The sequence below is a fragment of the Klebsiella sp. G-Nf4 genome (assembly GCF_002810615.1).
Taxonomy (GTDB): Bacteria; Pseudomonadota; Gammaproteobacteria; order Enterobacterales; family Enterobacteriaceae; genus Klebsiella; species Klebsiella variicola.
This window is the reverse complement of sequence record NZ_PION01000011.1, coordinates 140,546-161,318: the sequence shown is the minus strand read 5'-3', so window position 1 is coordinate 161,318 and position 20,773 is coordinate 140,546. Positions and strand designations below refer to the sequence as shown.

The window sequence follows — 20,773 nt, the reverse complement described above, 5'->3', positions numbered from 1 at the left end:
ATCCTCAATAAGTTAGAAAGGGAATTCGTTGTGCTTCGCGGCTGCCCAGCGCACCCATGTCTTCCAGGGTATCCAGCACGTTGCGGCCTTCGCGGATGCCGTCGATAATGCGCCGCGCCATCAGGCTGTCGCCGATATTCATGATTTTGACGTTATTGGCATTGGCCCAGCGCTCGATCTCGTCGAGACCCGTCCGGTTGGCGCGCATCCCCAGGCAGACAAAGCCATAGTCAAAGGGGATATCGAAGGTTTGCTGTGTATTTTTCACCCGGAAATGGTCAGCAGCGACCGCCATCAGTTGGGTATTCATGTGCTGTTCGACCTGGTGCTCGTCGAGCATGGTCAACATGGCATTTTTGGTAATGATGTCGAGGTCGCGACCGGCGGCGTCCTGCATCTCGATTAATACCGCCTGTGCGCCGCGTGCCGTAAAGTATTCGATAACGTCGAGGCCAACGGCGCCTGCGCCGACGACGGCGATACGTTTACCCTCGATATTGGTAAATTTCGCCAGGTTGTCGATCATGCCGGTAATGGAAAAGACTTTGCCGTCCGCGGTATCAATGTTTTCCCGCAAGCCTTCAATGGGCGGCAGCAGCGGCGTTGAGCCGGTGGCGTTGACAATCAGATGCGGATGCAGGGCGGAAACTGAGGCCACGTCGGCACGTTTGCCGACCTGCAGCATCAGGTTGTCCAGCGAGGCGATGCGATTTTTCATAAACTGCGGGAAATCGGCGATGCGCTTTTTCTCTGGCAGACGGGAGATATCGCTGGCGAGACCGCCGACGTGGTTTTTCGCCTCCAGCAGCCAGGTATGGCAACCGACTTCCGCCGCGGTGCAGGCGGCTTCCATCCCGGCGGTGCCGGCGCCGATGACTACTACGTTCGTTTCGCGACTGACGCGGCGCATTTTGTAGGCATCGCCGTGGATGATGTCTGGGTTAATCGAACAGCGCAGCGGGCGCGAGCGGGCGATGCGATGGTCAGCGCAACCGATATTGCAGGAGATGCATTTGCGCATCAGGCGCTCTTTACCGCCTTGCACCTTCTGCACCCACTCCGGCTCGGCAATCAGGCCGCGGCCAATGGCAATAAGGTCGGCATCGCCGCTGGCGAGAATATCCTCGGCCACCTGTGGTGAGCGAATATTGCCGGCGATGACCGTGGGCTTATGGAATTTATCGCGCACCGCGCGGGAAAGATAGCGCTTCCAGCCATCCTCCAGCGACATCTGGTCGATTTGCAGATTCAGGTTGTCATTCTGCGCCGCAGAGACGTTGATGATATCGACCTTATCCTGGCAGAGTTCAAGGATCCGCAGGGAATCTTCGAGGGTATTGCCACCTTTGAGGAAGTCATCGGCGCTGATGCGCAGGCTGACCGGAAAACGCGGCCCCACGCAGGCGCGCACTTTATCGATAATCAGACTTAATATCCGGGTACGGTTTTCGACGCTGCCGCCAAATTCATCGGTGCGTTTGTTAAATAACGGCGATAAAAACTGGCTAATTAAATAGGAATGACCGGCATGAATTTCGACGCTGTCAAAACCCGCACGACGAACGCGCTCCGCGGCATCACCAAATTTTTCAACGGCATGATAAATTTCCTCATGCGTCATCGGGCGCGGAATATTTCCGTTCTTTTTCGAGGGCGTCGAGGAGGAGGAGAGCGGCGTCTGACCGTCGAGGCGGTAGGCATAAGCGGAAGCGCCAGCATGATTTAACTGAATGGATACGCAGGCGCCATGTTTATGCAGGGTTTCGGTTAATTTAAACAGTCGCGGAATATATTGATCGTTATCGATGCGCAGCTGTGTGGTGCCATTGGAAGCGAAGGGAAAATCAATACAGATATTTTCGATGGTGATAAGTCCGGTGCCACCTTTAGCCCGCAGTTCGTAGTATTCAAGCTGTTCCTGCGAGACCTCGCCGTTGAGCGTGGCCATATTTGTGCCCATAGGGGGCATGATAATGCGGTTTTTAAGCGTCATGCCGTTGATGGTCAACGGACTGAAAAGGTGCGGGTAGTGGCTCATCTCTTCTCTCCACAGGAGGCCGGGAGGCCGATATGCGGGGGCCCGGGCGTGTCCTTAGTTAATATTTCTCTGTGGTAAAAGATAGCGAGGGGAAAAATCGAAAAATAATGCTTTTTTTTGTTCTGAGCTATAGGGGTTCTCTATGAGATTAACGCTTCCTTCACATTCTTATATTTTTATATTAAACACTCGTACCTTATTTTTACTTGCAGTGAAGGGATAATACATAAACAGCGCAGAGAAAGGGGAGGAAAGCGGAATGATTCGCCTTTATCTCTCAGTACAGGTCAGCGTAATGGTCTGGCGACCAGCGCGAGAATATTGTTTTTTGTGCGCGGGATCTCAATTTCCCGTCACGATAAAATAAAAAGCCCGGTCAAATGACCGGGCCCGAAGGTTAATTCATAAACGCCGGCAGCTTGCGTTCATAGTCGGAAATCGCCTCTCCGTGCTGCAGCGTCAGGCCGATGCTATCCAGGCCGTTGAGCATACAGTGGCGACGGAAGTCGTCGATCTTAAAGCTGTAGGTTTTATCCCCAGCTTTAACTACCTGCGCTTCCAGATCCACTTCAAACGTCATGCCCGGGTTGGCCTGCACCAGCTTGAACAGCTCGTCGACCTGCTCGTCGCTCAAGGTTACCGGCAGCAGCTGGTTATTGAAGCTGTTGCCGTAAAAGATATCGGCAAAGCTTGGCGCAATAACGACCTTAAAGCCGTAATCGGTCAACGCCCACGGCGCGTGCTCGCGCGAGGAGCCGCAGCCGAAGTTTTCACGTGCCAGCAGGATTGACGCCCCTTTGTATTGCGGGAAATTCAGCACAAAATCCGGGTTCGGCTGCTGGCCTTTATCGTCGAGAAAGCGCCAGTCGTTAAACAGGTGGGCGCCAAAGCCAGTGCGGGTCACTTTCTGCAAAAACTGCTTGGGAATAATCGCGTCGGTATCGACGTTTGCAGCATCCAGCGGAACCACCAGGCCGGTATGTTGGGTAAATTTCTCTGCCATGATGGTCTCCTTACTTCAGATTACGGATATCGGCGAAATGACCGGTAACAGCTGCCGCTGCGGCCATTGCCGGGCTCACCAGGTGCGTGCGTCCGCCGCGGCCCTGACGGCCTTCAAAATTACGGTTGCTGGTGGAGGCACAGCGCTCGCCCGGATTCAGGCGGTCATTGTTCATTGCCAGACACATCGAGCAACCCGGTAAGCGCCACTCAAAGCCGGCTTCGATGAAAATCTTATCCAGGCCTTCCGCTTCCGCCTGCGCTTTCACCGGACCGGAACCCGGCACCACCAGCGCCTGGACACCCGGCGCCACTTTACGCCCTTTAGCGATTTCCGCCGCGGCGCGTAAATCTTCGATTCGCGAGTTGGTGCAGGAGCCGATAAACACTTTATCGATAGCCACATCCGTCAGCGGGATCCCGGATTTCAGGCCCATGTAGGCCAGCGCTTTTTCGGCGCTGGCGCGTTCCACTGGATCGCTGAATGACGCCGGATCGGGGATATTATCCGTCACTGAGATCACCTGGCCCGGGTTGGTGCCCCAGGTCACCTGCGGGGCAATCTCTGCCGCCTGCAGCGTCACCACGGTATCAAACGTCGCGCCGTCGTCGGTTTTCAGGGTTTTCCAGTACGCGACGGCATCGTCAAAATCTTTGCCTTTCGGCGCGTGCAGACGGCCGCGTACATAATTGAAGGTGGTTTCGTCTGGCGCGACCAGGCCCGCTTTGGCACCCATCTCGATCGCCATGTTGCACAGGGTCATACGCCCTTCCATGCTCAGATCTCGGATCGCTTCGCCGCAGAACTCAACCACATGGCCGGTGCCGCCGGCGCTACCGGTTTTACCGATGATGGCCAGCACGATATCTTTGGCGGTAATGCCCGGCGCCGCTTTGCCTTGAACTTCGATTTTCATGGTCTTCGCGCGGCCCTGTTTCAGGGTCTGGGTCGCCAGCACATGCTCCACTTCGGAGGTGCCGATACCGAACGCCAGCGCCCCGAACGCGCCGTGGGTGGCGGTATGGGAGTCACCGCAAACAATGGTCATCCCTGGCAGGGTGACGCCCTGTTCCGGGCCCATGACGTGGACGATGCCCTGGTATGGGTGATTCAAGTCATACAGCTCAACGCCAAACTCTTTACAGTTCTTAATCAGCTCCTGCATCTGGATGCGGGCCATCTCGCCGGACGCGTTGATATCTTTGGTCTGCGTCGAGACGTTGTGATCCATGGTAGCGAAGGTTTTACCCGGCTGGCGCACCTGGCGGCCATGTGCGCGCAGGCCGTCAAACGCCTGCGGGGAGGTCACTTCGTGCACCAGATGGCGGTCAATGTACAGCAGCGGGGTTTCGTTCTGCGCCTCATACACTACGTGCGCATCAAATAATTTTTCGTATAACGTCTTCGCCATGATTACACCCCTTCTGCGACATAGCGGGCAATAATATCGCCCATTTCATCAGTACTGACCGCCGCCGTACCGCGCGCCAGGTCGCCGGTACGAACCCCTTCTTCTAAGGCACGGTTGATGGCGCTCTCAATGGCGGTCGCCGCTTCGTCAGCGTCGAGGCTGTAGCGCAGCAGCAGGGCCAGAGAGAGGATCTGCGCGATCGGGTTAGCGATATTTTTGCCGGCGATATCCGGTGCGGAACCGCCCGCCGGCTCATACAGGCCAAAACCTTGTTCGTTGAGGCTGGCGGATGGCAGCATACCCATCGAGCCGGTGATCATCGCGCACTCGTCGGAGAGGATGTCGCCAAACAGGTTGGAGCACAGCAGCACGTCGAACTGGGACGGATCTTTAATCAGTTGCATGGTGGCGTTATCGATATACATATGCGCCAACTCAACGTCCGGATACTCCTTGCCGATCTCGGTGACGATTTCGCGCCACAGAATGGACGACTGCAGGACGTTGGCCTTATCGATGGAGGTCACTTTGTGACGACGCTTACGAGCGGATTCAAAAGCGATGCGCGCGATACGTTCGATTTCAAAGCGGTGATACACCTCGGTATCAAAGGCTTTCTCATGCTGACCGCTGCCTTCGCGGCCTTTTGGCTGGCCGAAGTAGATGCCGCCGGTCAGTTCGCGAACGCAGAGAATGTCGAAGCCGTTGGCAGCGATGTCGGCGCGCAGCGGGCAGAACTCCTCCAACCCCTGATACAGTTTGGCCGGACGCAGGTTGCTGAACAGTTTGAAGTGCTTACGCAGCGGCAGCAGCGCACCGCGCTCTGGCTGCTCGGCGGGCTGCAGGTGTTCCCATTTCGGGCCGCCAACGGAGCCGAACAGGATCGCATCCGCCTGTTCGCATCCGGCGACGGTCGCCTGCGGCAGGGGAGTCCCCTGACGGTCAATAGCCGCCCCACCGACGTCATACTGGCTGGTGGTAATGTGCATGGCAAAACGTTGGCGCACGGCTTCCAGTACTTTCATCGCCTGGTTCATCACTTCCGGGCCAATGCCATCACCCGGCAAAACGGCAATATGGTAATTCTTCGACATTACACGGTTTCCTTATTGTTCTCTTTATTCTGAGCTTTGCGTTGCAATTCTTTTTCGACTTCGGCGGCGCGCCAGATGTTGTTCAGCACGTGAACCATGGCTTTTGCTGACGACTCAACGATATCTGTGGCCAGACCCACCCCGTGGAAGCGGCGGCCGTTGTAGTCAACGACGATATCCACCTGGCCCAGGGCGTCTTTGCCGTGGCCTTTCGCACTTAAGCCATACTTCACTAAATCAATGTTGTAGTTTGTCACGCGGTTAATAGCCTGGTAGATGGCGTCGACCGGACCGTTGCCATTAGCGGCTTCGGTTTTGATTTCATCCCCGCAGACCAGCTTGATTGAAGCGGTGGCGATATCGCTGGAGCCGGACTGGACGTTGAAGTAGTCCAGGCGGAAATGCTCCGGCTCTTCCTGCTGCTTGTTGATAAACGCCAGCGCTTCCAGATCGTAATCGAAGACCTGGCCTTTTTTGTCCGCCAGCTTCAGGAAGGCGTCGTACAGATGATCCAGGTTGTAATCGCTCTCCTGGTAACCCATCTCTTCCATCCGGTGTTTCACCGCCGCGCGGCCGGAGCGGGAGGTCAGGTTCAGCTGTACCTGGTTCAGGCCGATGGATTCCGGGGTCATGATTTCGTAGTTTTCGCGGTTCTTCAGCACGCCGTCCTGGTGGATGCCGGAGGAGTGGGCGAAGGCGCCGGTGCCGACGATGGCTTTGTTGGCCGGGATCGGCATATTGCAGATTTGGCTGACGGTCTGGCTGGTGCGCCAGATTTCATGATGATTAATGTTGGTGTGCACGTTCATGATGTCTTTGCGCACTTTGATCGCCATGATGACCTCTTCCAGCGCGCAGTTACCGGCGCGTTCGCCGATACCGTTCATCGCGCCTTCTACCTGGCGTGCACCGGCGTGGACCGCGGCGAGGGCGTTACCGACGGCGATGCCCAGATCATCATGGGTGTGGACGGAAATAATCGCTTTGTCGATATTCGGCACGCGATCATACAGGCCGCTGATAATGTTGGCGTATTCGAACGGCATAGTGTAGCCGACGGTGTCCGGGATATTAATGGTGGTGGCGCCAGCGTTGATCGCCGCTTCGACGACGCGAGCCAGATCGGCAATCGGCGTACGGCCAGCGTCTTCACAGGAGAATTCGACATCGTCAGTGTAGTTGCGCGCCCGCTTCACCATATAGATCGCGCGCTCAATCACTTCATCCAGCGTGCTGCGCAGTTTGGTGGCGATATGCATCGGCGAGGTCGCAATAAAGGTATGGATGCGGAAAGCTTCAGCCACCTTTAAGGATTCCGCTGCTACATCAATATCTTTCTCAACGCAGCGCGCCAGAGCGCAAACACGGCTGTTTTTGATGGTGCGCGCGATACTTTGCACCGATTCAAAATCGCCCGGGGACGAGACCGGGAAACCGACTTCCATTACGTCGACCCCCATACGCTCAAGGGCCAGAGCGATCTGCAGCTTCTCTTTGACACTCAGGCTTGCCTGTAACGCTTGTTCGCCATCACGTAAGGTCGTATCGAAAATAATGACTTGCTGGCTCATGGTTTGGATCCTTAGTCTGTGTCCTGGCGCCTTGTTGACGAGCATAAAAAAACCCGCGCCAAGGCGCGGGTTTTATAGTCTTGCTGGAAGATGACTTAACGCTGAACGTCGCCCAACAGCCTACCGCGCAAATGGCATGCGTTTAGTAGTAGTAGGCTGGTGATACGAGCGGTGCGAATCATTGCGTCAAACTCCAGATGAAATCGTTATGCTTTTAGAGTTACTGGATAGCCGTTTTAAAGTCAACCCCTGGCACGGAAAAAGCGTTATTGGCTCACGATGTGAATTAGCAAATTGTGCTGATGTAAGCCCTGTTTTGCCGAAGATCCTATTTTGGACAAAGGGAGGCGCGTCCTCATTTGTTTCATTTGAAAAAGTGCTTTGCATTCAACGCATCGCCCACGATGTGCCATGAACGAGGCGGCAAAAAAAAGCTATCTGAATGAAAATATTATATTTATTTTCCTTGTGAATGTATTTGCTCATTAGCGGATTATTTTTCAATGATAAGTATTTGTTAATAATATGGTGTTAAAACTAAAATACTTTATTATTGCTTAAGTTACAGTTAACTATTGGTGTTGTTTTTATTTTTACGGATTATGGTTACACTCATCATCATTAAGTAACTGGTATGGTTTGAGCGGTTCATTTTCCTGGTAATCCCGCTTTTTCACTGCCACTCATAGCCTTGATATATTCCTAAAAATCTCCTTTGCTATTTTGCAAATGTCATTTGCATGATAAATGATATTTTCGACGCTAATTATAGTGGTTTAGTAAAGGGAATTCATCGTGACGGCGGAATTAGATATGTTAATTGAAACTCCAGAATATAAAACAGCCCCCGGACAGGAAGTCGTTAAACCTCAACTACGGATGGTTGATCTCAATCTGCTCACCGTTTTTGATGCGGTGATGCAAGAGCAGAATATTACCCGTGCCGCCCATACGCTCGGCATGTCGCAACCCGCGGTGAGCAATGCGGTTTCACGTCTGAAAGTGATGTTTAATGATGAGCTGTTTGTGCGCTATGGCCGCGGTATTCAGCCGACGGCGCGGGCCTATCAGCTTTTTGGTTCTGTGCGCCAGGCACTACAGCTGGTACAAAACGAATTGCCGGGCTCTGGTTTTGAACCGCTAAGCAGTGAGCGCGTTTTCAATCTGTGCGTCTGCAGCCCGCTGGATAACATCCTGACGTCGGTTATTTTTAATAAAGTTGCGGAGATCGCGCCCAATATTCATTTGGTCTTTAAATCCGCGCTGAATCAAAATACAGAACATCAGTTACGTTACCAGGAAACGGAATTTGTGATCGGTTATGAAGAGTTCCGTCGCCCTGAGTTTGCCTGCGTCCCGTTATTCAAAGACGAAATGGTTTTGGTGGCCAGTCGCAACCACCCCCGTATTTCCGGGCCGGTGATGGAGGCGGATATTTATCGTGAGGAGCATGCTACGGTGGCTCTCGATCGGTATGCCTCATTCAGTTTACCGTGGTATGACACCGCCGATAAGCAGGCGCGTATCGCCTATCAGGGTAATGCGATGGTCAGCGTATTAAACGTGGTATCGCAAACCCAGATGGTGGCCATTGCGCCACGCTGGTTGGCCAATGAGTTTGCCGATAAATTAGCACTGCAAATATTACCCTTACCGTTGAAGGTCAACAGCCGGACCTGCTATCTCTCGTGGCATGAAGCGGCTGGCCGCGATAAAGGCCATCAGTGGATGGAAGAGCTGCTGGTGGATATTTGCAAGCGCTGAGTCGATGGCAACGAGGATGAAAGGAGCTTCGGCTCCTTTTTTTATATGATATAAATTCGATAACGCAGAATTTTGTTCTGTTTGGCCTGTGCGAGACGCTCGTCGGGTTCGTGAAAAATGGATCAATTCCTGCTATCACGCCTTTTCTCCGAGTATTTACCATTCCCTTTTCTTATCTCTGAAGCAATCCACCATATTTTCACCTCTCCGCTTTCTTTTCTTCTTATTACGGGGGGAACACATCCCCTGCGGCGAATTGCCTGCCTGCTGGCGAGCAGTTATGGTAGTGGCATGCAGTCCATTCACCTCAGTGCGGAGGGTCTCTCCTCCGCATCGTGCGAGCGCGCGGAAATTGAGTTCCGCTGTCGTAAAACAATAAGCCTGGAGGCAAACCATGGAGATGTTGTCAGGAGCCGAGATGGTCGTCCAATCGCTTGTCGATCAGGGCGTCAAGCAAGTATTCGGCTATCCCGGAGGCGCAGTCCTCGATATCTACGATGCGTTACATACCCTTGGCGGTATCGATCATGTGCTGGTTCGCCACGAGCAGGCGGCAGTGCATATGGCGGATGGTCTGGCGCGGGCGACCGGCGAGGTTGGCGTCGTGCTGGTCACCTCAGGACCAGGGGCCACGAACGCCATCACCGGCATCGCGACGGCCTATATGGATTCCATTCCGCTGGTGATCCTCTCCGGGCAGGTGGCAACATCGCTGATCGGTTACGATGCCTTCCAGGAGTGCGACATGGTGGGAATTTCCCGTCCGGTGGTGAAGCACAGTTTCCTGGTGAAGCAGACGGAAGATATTCCCGGTGTCCTGAAGAAAGCCTTCTGGCTGGCGGCCAGCGGTCGCCCCGGACCGGTGGTGGTCGATCTGCCGAAAGATATTCTCAATCCGGCGAAAAAGCTGCCGTACGCCTGGCCGGACGCGGTGAGTATGCGTTCGTATAACCCGACTACCAGCGGCCATAAGGGACAGATTAAACGCGCCTTGCAGACCCTGGCGGCGGCGAGTAAGCCGGTTGTTTACGTCGGCGGCGGGGCGATCAATGCGCATTGCGAACCCCAGCTGCGTGAGCTGGTGGAAAAGCTGAAGCTGCCGGTTGCTTCCTCCCTGATGGGGCTTGGCGCTTTCCCGGCGACGCACTCGCAGGCGCTGGGGATGCTGGGTATGCACGGCACCTATGAAGCCAACATGACCATGCACCATTCGGACGTCATTTTCGCCGTCGGCGTCCGCTTTGACGATCGGACCACCAACAATCTGGCCAAGTACTGTCCGAACGCGACAGTGCTGCATATTGATATCGATCCGACCTCGATCTCGAAAACCGTGCCGGCAGATGTGCCGATCGTCGGTGATGCCCGGCTGGTACTGGAGCAGATGCTGGAGCTACTGGACCAGGAAGAGACGCAGCAGCCGCTGGACGACATTCGCGACTGGTGGCAACAGATCGAGCAGTGGCGTGCCCGCCATTGTCTGCGCTACGACGACCAGAGCGATAAAATCAAACCGCAGGCGGTGATTGAAACTATCTGGCGGCTGACCCAGGGCGATGCCTACGTCACTTCCGATGTGGGCCAGCACCAGATGTTCGCCGCCCTTTATTACCCCTTCGACAAGCCGCGGCGCTGGATTAACTCCGGTGGCCTCGGCACCATGGGCTTTGGCTTACCGGCTGCGCTGGGGGTCAAAATGGCTCTGCCGGACGAAATGGTGGTCTGCGTGACCGGTGACGGCAGTATCCAGATGAACATTCAGGAACTCTCTACTGCGCTGCAGTATGAGTTGCCGGTACTGGTGCTCAACCTTAACAACCGCTATCTCGGGATGGTGAAGCAGTGGCAGGATATGCTCTATTCCGGACGCCATTCGCAGTCCTATATGGAGTCGCTGCCGGACTTTGTGCGTCTGGCGGAAGCCTATGGTCACGTCGGGATCCGCATTAGCGAGCCGCAGGAGCTGGAGTCAAAGCTTGCTGAAGCGCTGGAGCAGGTGCGCCAGCGCCGGCTGGTGTTTGTCGATGTCACCGTCGACGGCAGTGAGCATGTGTACCCCATGCAGATCCGCGGCGGCGGCATGGATGAGATGTGGTTGAGCAAAACGGAGAGGACCTGATTATGCGCCGGATATTATCGGTATTACTGGAAAACGAATCGGGCGCATTGTCCCGCGTTATCGGCCTCTTTTCCCAGCGCGGCTATAATATAGAAAGCCTGACTGTGGCGCCGACGGACGACCCTACGCTCTCCAGAATGACCATCCAGACCGTGGGCGATGAAAAAGCGATCGAGCAGATTGAAAAGCAGCTGCACAAGCTGGTGGATGTGCTGCGGGTCAGCGAGCTGGGGCAGGGGGCCCATGTCGAACGCGAAATCATGCTGGTGAAGGTACAGGCCAGCGGTTATGGCCGTGAAGAAGTGAAGCGCAACACCGAAATCTTTCGTGGGCAGATTATCGATGTGACGCCTTCTATCTATACCGTTCAGCTCGCCGGGACCAGCGATAAGCTTGATGCTTTCCTGGCCTCGCTGCGTGATGTCGCTCGGATCGTGGAAGTCGCTCGCTCCGGTGTGGTCGGCCTGTCTCGCGGTGATAAAATCATGCGCTGAGGATCGGGAACTGATGCAAAAATAGCCCGGCAGCGACTGTCGGGCTTTTTTTTTGCGAAATCAGTAGGAACTGTAAGCGAAAGCGGTTGCTGCGCTAACTATTCTGCGCTTAGATGTTATAAAAAGGGTTCCATACCTGAATAATGGTTATGTTTGGCACTTCTTACCCAAGGGGCAATTGTGAAACTGGATGAAATCGCCCGGCTGGCCGGTGTTTCAAGAACCACCGCGAGCTATGTGATTAATGGCAAAGCGAAGCAGTACCGCGTAAGTGACAAAACGGTCGAGAAGGTGATGGCTGTGGTGCGAGAGCACAACTATCATCCGAATGCGGTCGCTGCTGGCCTGCGTGCAGGACGCACACGATCTATCGGTCTGGTGATCCCGGATCTGGAAAATACCAGCTATACCCGCATTGCAAATTATCTGGAACGTCAGGCGCGTCAGCGCGGCTATCAGCTGCTGATTGCCTGCTCTGAGGATCAACCCGATAACGAGATGCGCTGCATTGAGCATCTGCTGCAGCGCCAGGTTGACGCTATTATCGTCTCCACCTCGCTGCCACCAGAGCACCCTTTCTATCAACGCTGGGCTAACGATCCTTTTCCTATTGTCGCGCTTGACCGCGCCCTTGACCGCGAGCATTTCACCAGTGTGGTCGGCGCTGATCAGGATGACGCTGAAATGCTCGCTGCCGAGCTGCGGACCTTCCCTGGCGAAACGGTACTTTATCTCGGTGCGCTGCCGGAACTGTCGGTGAGCTTCCTGCGCGAGCAGGGCTTCCGCAAAGCCTGGCAGGACGATCCGCGTGAGGTGCATTATCTCTATGCCAACAGCTATGAGCGCGAAGCGGCGGCTCAGCTATTTGAGAAATGGCTTGAAACCCATCCGATGCCCCAGGCGCTGTTTACCACCTCTTTCCCGTTGCTGCAGGGAGTGATGGATGTGACGCTGCGCCGCGAGGGCAAACTGCCCTCTGAGCTGGCGATCGCCACCTTCGGCGATAATGAGCTGCTCGATTTTCTGCAGTGCCCGGTGCTGGCGGTGGCTCAGCGCCATCGCGATGTCGCTGAGCGGGTGCTGGAGATCGTCCTTGCCAGCCTCGATGAACCGCGCAAGCCAAAGCCGGGCCTGAGCCGTATTCGCCGTAATCTTTACCGTCGCGGTAGCCTGAATCGCCGTTAAGGGTGCTATATCGCCAGCGTCCAGGATTATTCCTGGCGGGCCTGCCGGAAAGCAGGCCTTTGGCGATTAATCAGGCAACTGACGTTAAAAATGCAAAACTGAATATATTTCAGACAAATCCCTAAACTTCTTTACGCGTTATTTTGTTTTATTCGCTGGCAGTCATTTTTGTTACTCAAAACGGGACACAAAAAATGATTAAGCGGGCTTTAATTGTATTATTTTGTTACATTCACCGGGTTAATTGCTGAATTAACACCCATTTTGTTCGCCCCGACCTTTCTCTCCTGCCTTATCCCGCGCCTGGTCCGCCCTTCAGACAGCAACAGGTACTGTTAACGGCCGGCATAATGGCCTAAAATGCCGCTCGCGTCGCAAACTGACACTTTATATTTTCCCGCCGAAGATATTTTGTTGTTTATAACTGTTACGAGTTTGTTGGTTATTTTCTTACACGTATTCATAACGTTAATTTGCCTCGCCTGTTGATGAATTTTTCATCAGGGCTAATGTCGGCTGTAAATAATGGGTTTTTGAGCTCTGTTGGCATCCGTGCTGGCTTGACAAGCTTTTCCTCCGCTCCGTAAACTCCTTCTGGTGGGAATTTGTGGGATAAAGTGGCGAAAAGGGGTGAGGCTGGCATGTTCCGTGGAGCAACGTTGGTCAATCTCGACAGCAAAGGCCGCCTGGCCGTGCCAACGCGTTATCGCGATGGGCTGATCGAGGACGCTGCCGGTCAATTGGTGTGCACCATTGACATTCATCACCCGTGCCTGCTGCTTTATCCATTGCCTGAATGGGAAATCATCGAGCAGAAATTGTCGCGTTTATCGAGCATGAATCCCGTTGAGCGGCGCGTGCAGCGTCTGCTTCTGGGTCATGCCAGCGAATGTCAGATGGATAATGCCGGACGATTGCTCATCGCGCCGGTGTTACGGCAGCATGCCGGGCTGACAAAAGAAGTGATGCTGGTCGGGCAGTTTAATAAGTTTGAACTGTGGGATGAAACGACCTGGTATCAACGGGTCAAGGAAGATATCGACGCTGAGCAGTCCGCGACCGGTGAACTGTCGGAGCGCCTGCAGGATTTGTCCTTATAAAAATGATGGAAAATTTTAAACACACTACGGTACTTCTGGATGAAGCCGTCAATGGCCTCAATATTCGTCCAGACGGTATCTATATTGATGGTACCTTTGGCCGCGGCGGTCACTCGCGCCTGATCCTCTCCCAGCTGGGAGCGGAAGGACGTTTGCTGGCAATCGATCGCGATCCACAGGCGATTGCTGTCGCAAAAACCATCGATGATCCCCGCTTTTCCATCGTACATGGTCCTTTTTCACAGCTCGCTGACTACGTCGACGAGCGCAATCTTACCGGTAAGATCGACGGCATTCTGCTCGATCTTGGCGTCTCCTCTCCGCAGTTGGATGATGCGGAACGCGGCTTTTCCTTTATGCGCGACGGTCCGCTGGACATGCGCATGGATCCGACGCGCGGTCAGTCTGCGGCCGAATGGCTACAAACCGCCGAGGAAGCGGATATTGCCTGGGTGATTAAAACCTTTGGTGAAGAGCGGTTTGGCAAACGTATCGCCCGCGCGATCGTGGAGCGTAATCGTATTGAACCGATGACCCGCACCAAAGAGCTGGCGGAGGTCATCGCCGCCGCGATGCCGGTAAAAGATAAGCACAAACATCCCGCGACCCGTACCTTCCAGGCGGTGCGCATTTGGGTAAACAGTGAACTGGAGGAGATAGAGCAGGCGCTAAAAAGCTCGCTCAGCGTGCTGGCCCCGGGTGGACGGCTGTCGATCATTAGTTTTCATTCGCTGGAAGATCGCATTGTGAAACGCTTTATGCGTGAACAAAGCCGCGGTCCGCAGGTTCCGGCGGGAATACCGATGACCGAAGCGCAGCTCAAAAAACTGGGCGGCCGTGAGTTACGAGCACTAGGCAAGTTGATGCCGGGCGAAGAAGAGGTGGCAGAGAATCCACGTGCCCGTAGTTCAGTGCTGCGTATCGCAGAGAGGACGAACGCATGATCGGCAGAGTGACAGAGGCCTTAAGCAAGGTTAAAGGGTCGATTGGAAGCAACGAGCGCCATGCTTTGCCTGGCGTGATCGGGGACGACCTTCTGCGGTTTGGGAAACTGCCACTCTGCCTGTTCATTTGCATCATTATTACGGCGATTACCGTGGTCACCACCGCGCACCATACGCGCCTGTTGACCGCGCAGCGTGAACAACTGGTTCTGGAACGCGACGCCCTGGATATTGAGTGGCGCAACCTGATCCTCGAAGAGAACGCACTCGGCGATCACAGTCGGGTTGAGCGGATCGCGACCGAGAAGTTGCAGATGCAGCACGTCGATCCATCACAAGAAAATATCGTTGTACAGAAATAAGGATTATTGCGACGGATGAAAGCAGCGCCAAAAACGCCAAAAGCAAAGCGTCAGGAAGAACAGGCCAACTTTATCAGTTGGCGTTTTGCGTTGCTGTGCGGCTGTATTCTGCTGGCGTTGACTTTCCTGCTGGGGCGTGTCGCCTGGCTACAGGTGGTCAGCCCCGATATGCTGGTGCGTCAGGGCGATATGCGCTCGTTGCGCGTACAGGAAGTGTCTACCGCGCGCGGGATGATTACCGACCGCTCCGGGCGGCCGCTGGCGGTCAGCGTGCCGGTGAAGGCTATCTGGGCCGATCCGAAGGAACTCCATGATGCCGGCGGGGTCACCCTGGATACGCGCTGGAAGGCGCTGGCGGATGCCCTCAATATGCCGCTGGATCAGCTGGCAACGCGCATCAACACCAATCCGCGGATGCGTTTTATCTATCTGGCGCGTCAGGTTAACCCTGACATGGCCGACTACATCAAAAAGCTGAAGCTGCCAGGCATTCATCTGCGCGAAGAGTCCCGTCGTTACTATCCTTCCGGAGAAGTAACCGCTCACCTCATTGGCTTCACTAACGTCGACAGCCAGGGGATTGAAGGGGTCGAAAAAAGCTTTGATAAATGGCTCACTGGTCAGCCGGGCGAACGTATCGTGCGTAAAGACCGCTATGGCCGTGTGATTGAAGACATCTCTTCTACCGACAGCCAGGCGGCACACAACCTGGCGCTGAGTATCGACGAGCGCCTGCAGGCGCTGGTTTATCGCGAGCTGAACAACGCCGTGGCCTTTAACAAAGCGGAGTCAGGTACTGCCGTTCTGGTAGACGTTAACACCGGCGAAGTGCTGGCGATGGCCAACAGCCCATCGTACAACCCGAATAATTTCGCGGGCACCTCCAAAGATACCATGCGTAACCGCGCCATTACCGACGTGTTCGAACCGGGTTCAACGGTGAAACCGATGGTGGTGATGACGGCGCTTCAGCGCGGCATCGTTAACGAAAATACGGTGCTGAATACCATTCCCTATCGAATTAACGGCCACGAAATCAAAGACGTGGCGCGCTACAGCGAATTGACCCTGACCGGGGTGCTACAGAAGTCGAGTAACGTCGGTGTTTCTAAGCTGGCGTTAGCGATGCCGTCCTCAGCGTTAGTAGATACTTACTCACGTTTTGGGCTTGGAAAGGCGACCAATTTGGGGTTGGTCGGAGAACGCAGTGGCTTATATCCTCAAAAACAACGGTGGTCTGACATAGAGAGGGCCACCTTTTCTTTCGGCTATGGGCTAATGGTAACCCCGTTACAGTTAGCGCGAGTCTACGCAACGATTGGCAGCTATGGCATCTATCGCCCGCTGTCGATTACCAAGGTTGATCCACCGGTTCCGGGCGAGCGCGTCTTCCCGGATTCACTCGTTCGTACCGTCGTTCATATGATGGAAAGCGTGGCGCTGCCCGGCGGCGGCGGCGTGAAAGCGGCGATCAAAGGCTATCGCATCGCGATTAAAACCGGTACGGCGAAAAAAGTGGGGCCGGATGGCCGCTATATCAACAAATATATTGCTTACACCGCAGGCGTTGCGCCCGCCAGCCATCCGCGCTTCGCGCTGGTGGTGGTGATCAACGACCCGCAGGCAGGTAAATACTACGGTGGCGCCGTTTCCGCGCCGGTGTTCGGTGCCATCATGGGCGGCGTATTGCGCACCATGAACATCGAGCCGGATGCGCTGGCAACGGGCGAAAAAAGTGAATTTGTAATTAATCAAGGCGAGGGAACAGGTGGCAGATCGTAATTTGCGCGACCTACTCGCTCCGTGGGTGCCAAACGCACCGGAGCGCATTCTGCGAGAGATGACGCTGGACAGCCGGGTGGCTGCTTCCGGCGATCTCTTTATCGCGGTACAGGGTCATCAGGCGGACGGGCGTCGTTATATCCCGCAGGCGATAGCGCAAGGTGTGGCTGCCATTATTGCTGAAGCGCAGGGCGAGGCTGAAGACGGTGAGATCCGTGAAATGCACGGCGTGCCGGTTATCTACCTGAGCCAGCTTAACGAACGTCTATCGGCGCTGGCCGGGCGTTTTTATCACCAGCCATCGCAACAGCTGCGTCTGGTGGGCGTCACCGGTACTAACGGTAAAACGACCACCACCCAACTGCTGGCGCAGTGGGCGAAACTGCTCGGCGAAACCAGCGCAGTGATGGGTACCGTTGGCAACGGCCTGCTGGATAAAGTCGTGCCGACCGAAAATACCACCGGTTCTGCGGTAGACGTTCAGCATGTGCTCTCCAGTCTGGTCGAGCAGGGGGCAACCTTCGGCGCGATGGAAGTCTCTTCCCACGGTCTGGTGCAACACCGCGTGGCGGCGCTGCAGTTTGCCGCCTCGGTGTTTACCAATCTGAGCCGCGACCACCTCGACTACCATGGCGACATGGAGCACTACGAAGCGGCGAAATGGCTGCTGTACTCGACCCATCATTGCGGTCAGGCCATCGTCAATGCTGACGATGAAGTCGGGCGTCGCTGGCTGGCGAAACTGCCGGATGCGGTGGCGGTGTCGATGGAAGATCATATCAATCCGAACTGCCACGGCCGCTGGCTGAAGGCCACCGGGGTTAACTATCACGACAGCGGCGCGACCATCCAGTTTGACTCCAGCTGGGGTAAGGGTGAAATCGAAAGCCGCCTGATGGGCGCCTTTAACGTCAGCAACCTGCTGCTGGCGCTGGCCACGCTGCTGGCGCTGGGCTATCCGCTGGCCGATTTGCTGAAAACCGCAGCGCGTTTACAGCCAGTATGTGGCCGTATGGAAGTGTTCAGCGCGCCGGGTAAACCGGCCGTGGTGGTGGATTATGCCCATACCCCTGACGCGCTGGAAAAAGCGCTGCAGGCCGCGCGCCTGCACTGCAGCGGCAAGCTGTGGTGCGTTTTCGGCTGTGGCGGCGACCGTGATAAAGGCAAGCGTCCGCTGATGGGCGCTATCGCTGAAGAATTTGCCGACATCGTGGTGGTCACTGATGACAACCCGCGTACTGAAGAGCCGCGGGCGATCATCAACGATATTCTGGCCGGGATGCTCGATGCGGGTCATGCGAAGGTGATGGAAGGCCGCGCGGAAGCGGTCACTAACGCTGTGATGCAGGCGAAAGAGAACGACGTGGTGCTGGTGGCGGGTAAAGGCCATGAAGATTACCAGATCGTCGGCAATCGCCGTCTGGATTATTCCGACCGCGTCACCGTCGCGCGTCTGCTGGGAGCGGTAGCATGATTCGCTTTACGTTAAGCCAGCTCGCCGCGATCACCCATGGCGAACGGCAGGGTAGCGACATCGCTATCGACGAGGTGACCTCCGATACCCGTAAAGTGACGGCGGGCTGCCTGTTTGTGGCGCTGAAAGGCGAGCGTTTCGACGCTCATGATTTTGCCGAACAGGCGAAAGCCGCTGGCGCTGGCGCACTGCTGGTGAGTCGTCCGCTGGCCTGCGATCTCCCGCAGGTGATCGTGAAAGATACCCGCCAGGCTTTCGGTGAGTTAGCCGCCTGGGTGCGTCAGCAGGTACCGACCCGGGTCGTCGCCCTGACCGGCTCGTCCGGTAAAACCTCGGTCAAAGAGATGACCGCGGCGATTCTTAGCCAGTGCGGCAACACGCTGTATACCGCCGGCAACCTGAACAACGATATCGGCGTACCGATGACCCTGCTGCGTCTGACCAAAGAGCATCAGTACGCGGTGATCGAACTCGGCGCCAACCACCAGGGCGAAATCGCCTGGACCGTCAGCCTGACGCGTCCGGAAGCGGCGCTGGTCAACAACCTCGCTGCGGCGCACCTTGAAGGCTTCGGCTCGCTGGCAGGCGTGGCGAAGGCGAAGGGCGAAATCTATACCGGTCTGCCGGAAAATGGCATCGCTATTCTCAATGCCGACAATAACGACTGGCTGAACTGGCAGACGGTGATTGGCGATCGCAAAGTGTGGCGCTTCTCACCGAATGCGGCCAACAGCGACTTCACGGCGACCAACGTGCAGATCACCAGCCACGGTACCGAATTTACGCTGCAGACCCCAGCCGGCAACGTTGACGTACTGCTGCCGTTGCCGGGACGCCATAACATCGCTAACGCGCTGGCGGCGACCTCGCTGGCGATGGCGGTAGGCGCCGATCTGGCGGCGGTAAAAGCCGGTCTGGCGCAGTTGCAGGCCGTTCCGGGGCGTCTGTTCCCGATCCGGCTGACGGAGAGCCAGCTGCTGCTGGATGACTCCTACAACGCCAACGTTGGTTCGATGACCGCGGCGGTGCAGGTACTTTCAGAGATGCCCGGCTTCCGGGCGATGGTGGTCGGCGATATGGCGGAGCTTGGCGCGGAAAGCGCGGCCTGCCATCGCGAAGTCGGCGAGGCAGCGAAAGCGGCAGGGCTGGATTGCGTTCTCAGCGTCGGCACCTTGAGCGCGGATATCAGCCGCGCCAGCGGCGTGGGCAAACATTTTAATGATAAAGCCGCAGTAGTGGCTCGCCTGCGCGAGCTGCTGGCGGAGCACAAGATAATGACCATTTTAGTGAAGGGTTCACGTAGTGCCGCCATGGAAGAGGTAGTACGCGCATTACAGGAGACTGGGACATGTTAGTATGGCTGGCCGAACATTTGGTCAAATATTATTCCGGCTTTAACGTCTTTTCTTATCTGACGTTTCGCGCCATTGTCAGCCTGCTGACCGCGCTGTTCATCTCATTGTGGATGGGCCCGCGCATGATCGCCCGTCTGCAAAAACTCTCCTTCGGCCAGGTCGTACGTAACGACGGTCCGGAGTCCCACTTCAGCAAACGCGGCACGCCGACCATGGGGGGGATCATGATCCTCACTGCGATCACCGTCTCCGTTCTGCTGTGGGCTTACCCCTCCAACCCGTACGTCTGGTGCGTACTGACGGTATTAATCGGCTACGGGATCATCGGCTTTGTTGATGATTACCGTAAAGTCGTGCGCAAAGATACCAAAGGCCTGATCGCCCGCTGGAAATATTTCTGGATGTCGGTGATTGCGCTGGGCGTGGCGTTCGCGCTCTATCTGGCGGGGAAAGACACCCCGGCGACCGAGCTGGTAGTGCCATTCTTTAAAGATGTGATGCCGCAGCTGGGCCTGCTCTATATCCTGCTGGCTTACTTCGTTATCGTCGGTACCGGCAACGCCGTCAACCTGACCGACGGCCTCGACGGCCTGGCGATTATGCCGACCGTCTTCGTTGCGGCCGGCTTCGCGCTGGTGGCATGGGCCACCGGCAACATGAACTTCGCCAACTACCTGCACATTCCCTATCTGCGCCATGCCGGCGAGCTGGTGATCGTCTGTACGGCGATTGTCGGCGCGGGTCTGGGCTTTCTGTGGTTTAACACCTATCCGGCGCAGGTCTTTATGGGCGACGTCGGTTCGCTGGCGCTCGGCGGCGCGCTGGGCATTATCGCCGTGCTGCTGCGTCAGGAATTCCTGCTGGTGATTATGGGCGGCGTTTTCGTCGTGGAGACTCTGTCGGTGATCCTGCAGGTTGGCTCCTTTAAGCTGCGCGGTCAGCGCATCTTCCGTATGGCGCCGATTCACCATCACTATGAACTGAAGGGCTGGCCGGAGCCGCGCGTTATCGTGCGCTTCTGGATTATTTCGCTGATGCTGGTGCTGATTGGCCTGGCGACGCTGAAGGTACGTTAAT

The 20,773-nt window shown here is 55.8% G+C and carries 17 protein-coding genes; 11 read left to right on the top strand and 6 right to left on the bottom strand.

Translation table 11 applies throughout. The features are described 5' to 3' along the window. Positions 1-4: 4 nt before the first annotated feature. From CWM57_RS21400 to leuL, 6 genes are all read right to left on the bottom strand, one after another. On the bottom strand, positions 5-2,038 hold the full coding sequence (locus CWM57_RS21400; protein ID WP_074386870.1) for an FAD-dependent oxidoreductase: 2,034 nt from the start codon (positions 2,036-2,038) through the stop codon (positions 5-7). Positions 2,039-2,435: 397 nt separating this feature from the next. Next, a complete protein-coding gene (gene leuD / locus CWM57_RS21395; protein WP_008807446.1) occupies positions 2,436-3,041 on the bottom strand; it encodes a 3-isopropylmalate dehydratase small subunit in 606 nt (201 codons plus the stop codon). A 10-nt stretch (positions 3,042-3,051) separates the two neighbouring features. Beyond that, complete coding sequence (gene leuC, locus CWM57_RS21390; protein WP_061155772.1) at positions 3,052-4,452, bottom strand: 3-isopropylmalate dehydratase large subunit; 1,401 nt, start codon at positions 4,450-4,452, stop codon at positions 3,052-3,054. Between the two features lie 2 nt (positions 4,453-4,454). Further along, positions 4,455-5,546: a 3-isopropylmalate dehydrogenase gene (leuB, locus tag CWM57_RS21385; protein WP_100676345.1), complete on the bottom strand. Its 1,092-nt coding sequence runs from the start codon at positions 5,544-5,546 to the stop codon at positions 4,455-4,457. Further along, positions 5,546-7,117 carry a 2-isopropylmalate synthase gene (gene leuA, locus CWM57_RS21380; protein ID WP_100676344.1) on the bottom strand — a complete coding sequence of 524 codons (1,572 nt, stop codon included), beginning with the start codon at positions 7,115-7,117 and terminating at the stop codon, positions 5,546-5,548. Before leuA ends, leuB begins: the two co-directional genes overlap by 1 nt. A gap of 95 nt (positions 7,118-7,212) precedes the next feature. Further along, on the bottom strand, positions 7,213-7,299 hold the full coding sequence (gene leuL / locus CWM57_RS21375; protein WP_004222662.1) for a leu operon leader peptide: 87 nt from the start codon (positions 7,297-7,299) through the stop codon (positions 7,213-7,215). Between the two features lie 613 nt (positions 7,300-7,912). On the opposite strand from leuL, the gene leuO reads away from it, so the two are divergent. The 11 genes from leuO (at position 7,913) to mraY (ending at position 20,772) form a co-directional block, all read left to right on the top strand. Further along, on the top strand, positions 7,913-8,881 hold the full coding sequence (leuO, locus tag CWM57_RS21365; protein ID WP_074386869.1) for a transcriptional regulator LeuO: 969 nt from the start codon (positions 7,913-7,915) through the stop codon (positions 8,879-8,881). Between the two features lie 394 nt (positions 8,882-9,275). Then, positions 9,276-11,000: an acetolactate synthase 3 large subunit gene (gene ilvI / locus CWM57_RS21355; RefSeq protein WP_061155769.1), complete on the top strand. Its 1,725-nt coding sequence runs from the start codon at positions 9,276-9,278 to the stop codon at positions 10,998-11,000. A gap of 2 nt (positions 11,001-11,002) precedes the next feature. Beyond that, positions 11,003-11,494 (top strand): acetolactate synthase small subunit, encoded by a 492-nt coding sequence (gene ilvN / locus CWM57_RS21350; protein ID WP_002888536.1) that lies wholly within the window; start codon positions 11,003-11,005, stop codon positions 11,492-11,494. Positions 11,495-11,674: 180 nt separating this feature from the next. Further along, the gene (gene cra / locus CWM57_RS21345) at positions 11,675-12,679 is read left to right on the top strand and encodes a catabolite repressor/activator (protein ID WP_004145952.1); all 1,005 of its coding nucleotides are present in this window, start codon (positions 11,675-11,677) and stop codon (positions 12,677-12,679) included. A gap of 641 nt (positions 12,680-13,320) precedes the next feature. Beyond that, on the top strand, positions 13,321-13,779 hold the full coding sequence (gene mraZ, locus CWM57_RS21335; RefSeq protein ID WP_012542858.1) for a division/cell wall cluster transcriptional repressor MraZ: 459 nt from the start codon (positions 13,321-13,323) through the stop codon (positions 13,777-13,779). Between the two features lie 2 nt (positions 13,780-13,781). Continuing rightward, positions 13,782-14,723 carry a 16S rRNA (cytosine(1402)-N(4))-methyltransferase RsmH gene (gene rsmH / locus CWM57_RS21330; protein WP_061155768.1) on the top strand — a complete coding sequence of 314 codons (942 nt, stop codon included), beginning with the start codon at positions 13,782-13,784 and terminating at the stop codon, positions 14,721-14,723. Beyond that, the gene (gene ftsL, locus CWM57_RS21325) at positions 14,720-15,085 is read left to right on the top strand and encodes a cell division protein FtsL (protein WP_002888550.1); all 366 of its coding nucleotides are present in this window, start codon (positions 14,720-14,722) and stop codon (positions 15,083-15,085) included. Before rsmH ends, ftsL begins: the two co-directional genes overlap by 4 nt. Positions 15,086-15,100: 15 nt before the next feature. Next, positions 15,101-16,867 (top strand): peptidoglycan glycosyltransferase FtsI, encoded by a 1,767-nt coding sequence (locus CWM57_RS21320; protein ID WP_061155767.1) that lies wholly within the window; start codon positions 15,101-15,103, stop codon positions 16,865-16,867. Continuing rightward, positions 16,854-18,341: a UDP-N-acetylmuramoyl-L-alanyl-D-glutamate--2,6-diaminopimelate ligase gene (gene murE / locus CWM57_RS21315; RefSeq protein WP_074386867.1), complete on the top strand. Its 1,488-nt coding sequence runs from the start codon at positions 16,854-16,856 to the stop codon at positions 18,339-18,341. The genes CWM57_RS21320 and murE overlap by 14 nt, the downstream gene beginning before the upstream one ends. Further along, positions 18,338-19,696 (top strand): UDP-N-acetylmuramoyl-tripeptide--D-alanyl-D-alanine ligase, encoded by a 1,359-nt coding sequence (gene murF, locus CWM57_RS21310; RefSeq protein ID WP_100676343.1) that lies wholly within the window; start codon positions 18,338-18,340, stop codon positions 19,694-19,696. Before murE ends, murF begins: the two co-directional genes overlap by 4 nt. After that, positions 19,690-20,772, top strand: coding sequence for a phospho-N-acetylmuramoyl-pentapeptide-transferase (gene mraY, locus CWM57_RS21305; protein ID WP_008807434.1), 1,083 nt, complete (start codon positions 19,690-19,692; stop codon positions 20,770-20,772). Before murF ends, mraY begins: the two co-directional genes overlap by 7 nt. Position 20,773: the final 1 nt, after the last annotated feature.

What these genes read in the sequence shown, in the direction of transcription:
- mraY (WP_008807434.1), top strand. Translation starts at nt 19,690, where the DNA reads ATGTTAGTATGGCTGGCCGAACATTTGGTCAAATATTATTCCGGCTTT.
- CWM57_RS21320 (WP_061155767.1), top strand. Translation starts at nt 15,101, where the DNA reads ATGAAAGCAGCGCCAAAAACGCCAAAAGCAAAGCGTCAGGAAGAACAG.
- leuA (WP_100676344.1), bottom strand. Translation starts at nt 7,117, where the DNA reads ATGAGCCAGCAAGTCATTATTTTCGATACGACCTTACGTGATGGCGAA.
- CWM57_RS21400 (WP_074386870.1), bottom strand. Translation starts at nt 2,038, where the DNA reads ATGAGCCACTACCCGCACCTTTTCAGTCCGTTGACCATCAACGGCATG.
- ilvI (WP_061155769.1), top strand. Translation starts at nt 9,276, where the DNA reads ATGGAGATGTTGTCAGGAGCCGAGATGGTCGTCCAATCGCTTGTCGAT.
- mraZ (WP_012542858.1), top strand. Translation starts at nt 13,321, where the DNA reads ATGTTCCGTGGAGCAACGTTGGTCAATCTCGACAGCAAAGGCCGCCTG.
- leuB (WP_100676345.1), bottom strand. Translation starts at nt 5,546, where the DNA reads ATGTCGAAGAATTACCATATTGCCGTTTTGCCGGGTGATGGCATTGGC.
- ilvN (WP_002888536.1), top strand. Translation starts at nt 11,003, where the DNA reads ATGCGCCGGATATTATCGGTATTACTGGAAAACGAATCGGGCGCATTG.
- rsmH (WP_061155768.1), top strand. Translation starts at nt 13,782, where the DNA reads ATGATGGAAAATTTTAAACACACTACGGTACTTCTGGATGAAGCCGTC.
- leuC (WP_061155772.1), bottom strand. Translation starts at nt 4,452, where the DNA reads ATGGCGAAGACGTTATACGAAAAATTATTTGATGCGCACGTAGTGTAT.
- ftsL (WP_002888550.1), top strand. Translation starts at nt 14,720, where the DNA reads ATGATCGGCAGAGTGACAGAGGCCTTAAGCAAGGTTAAAGGGTCGATT.
- leuL (WP_004222662.1), bottom strand. Translation starts at nt 7,299, where the DNA reads ATGATTCGCACCGCTCGTATCACCAGCCTACTACTACTAAACGCATGC.
- murF (WP_100676343.1), top strand. Translation starts at nt 18,338, where the DNA reads ATGATTCGCTTTACGTTAAGCCAGCTCGCCGCGATCACCCATGGCGAA.
- leuD (WP_008807446.1), bottom strand. Translation starts at nt 3,041, where the DNA reads ATGGCAGAGAAATTTACCCAACATACCGGCCTGGTGGTTCCGCTGGAT.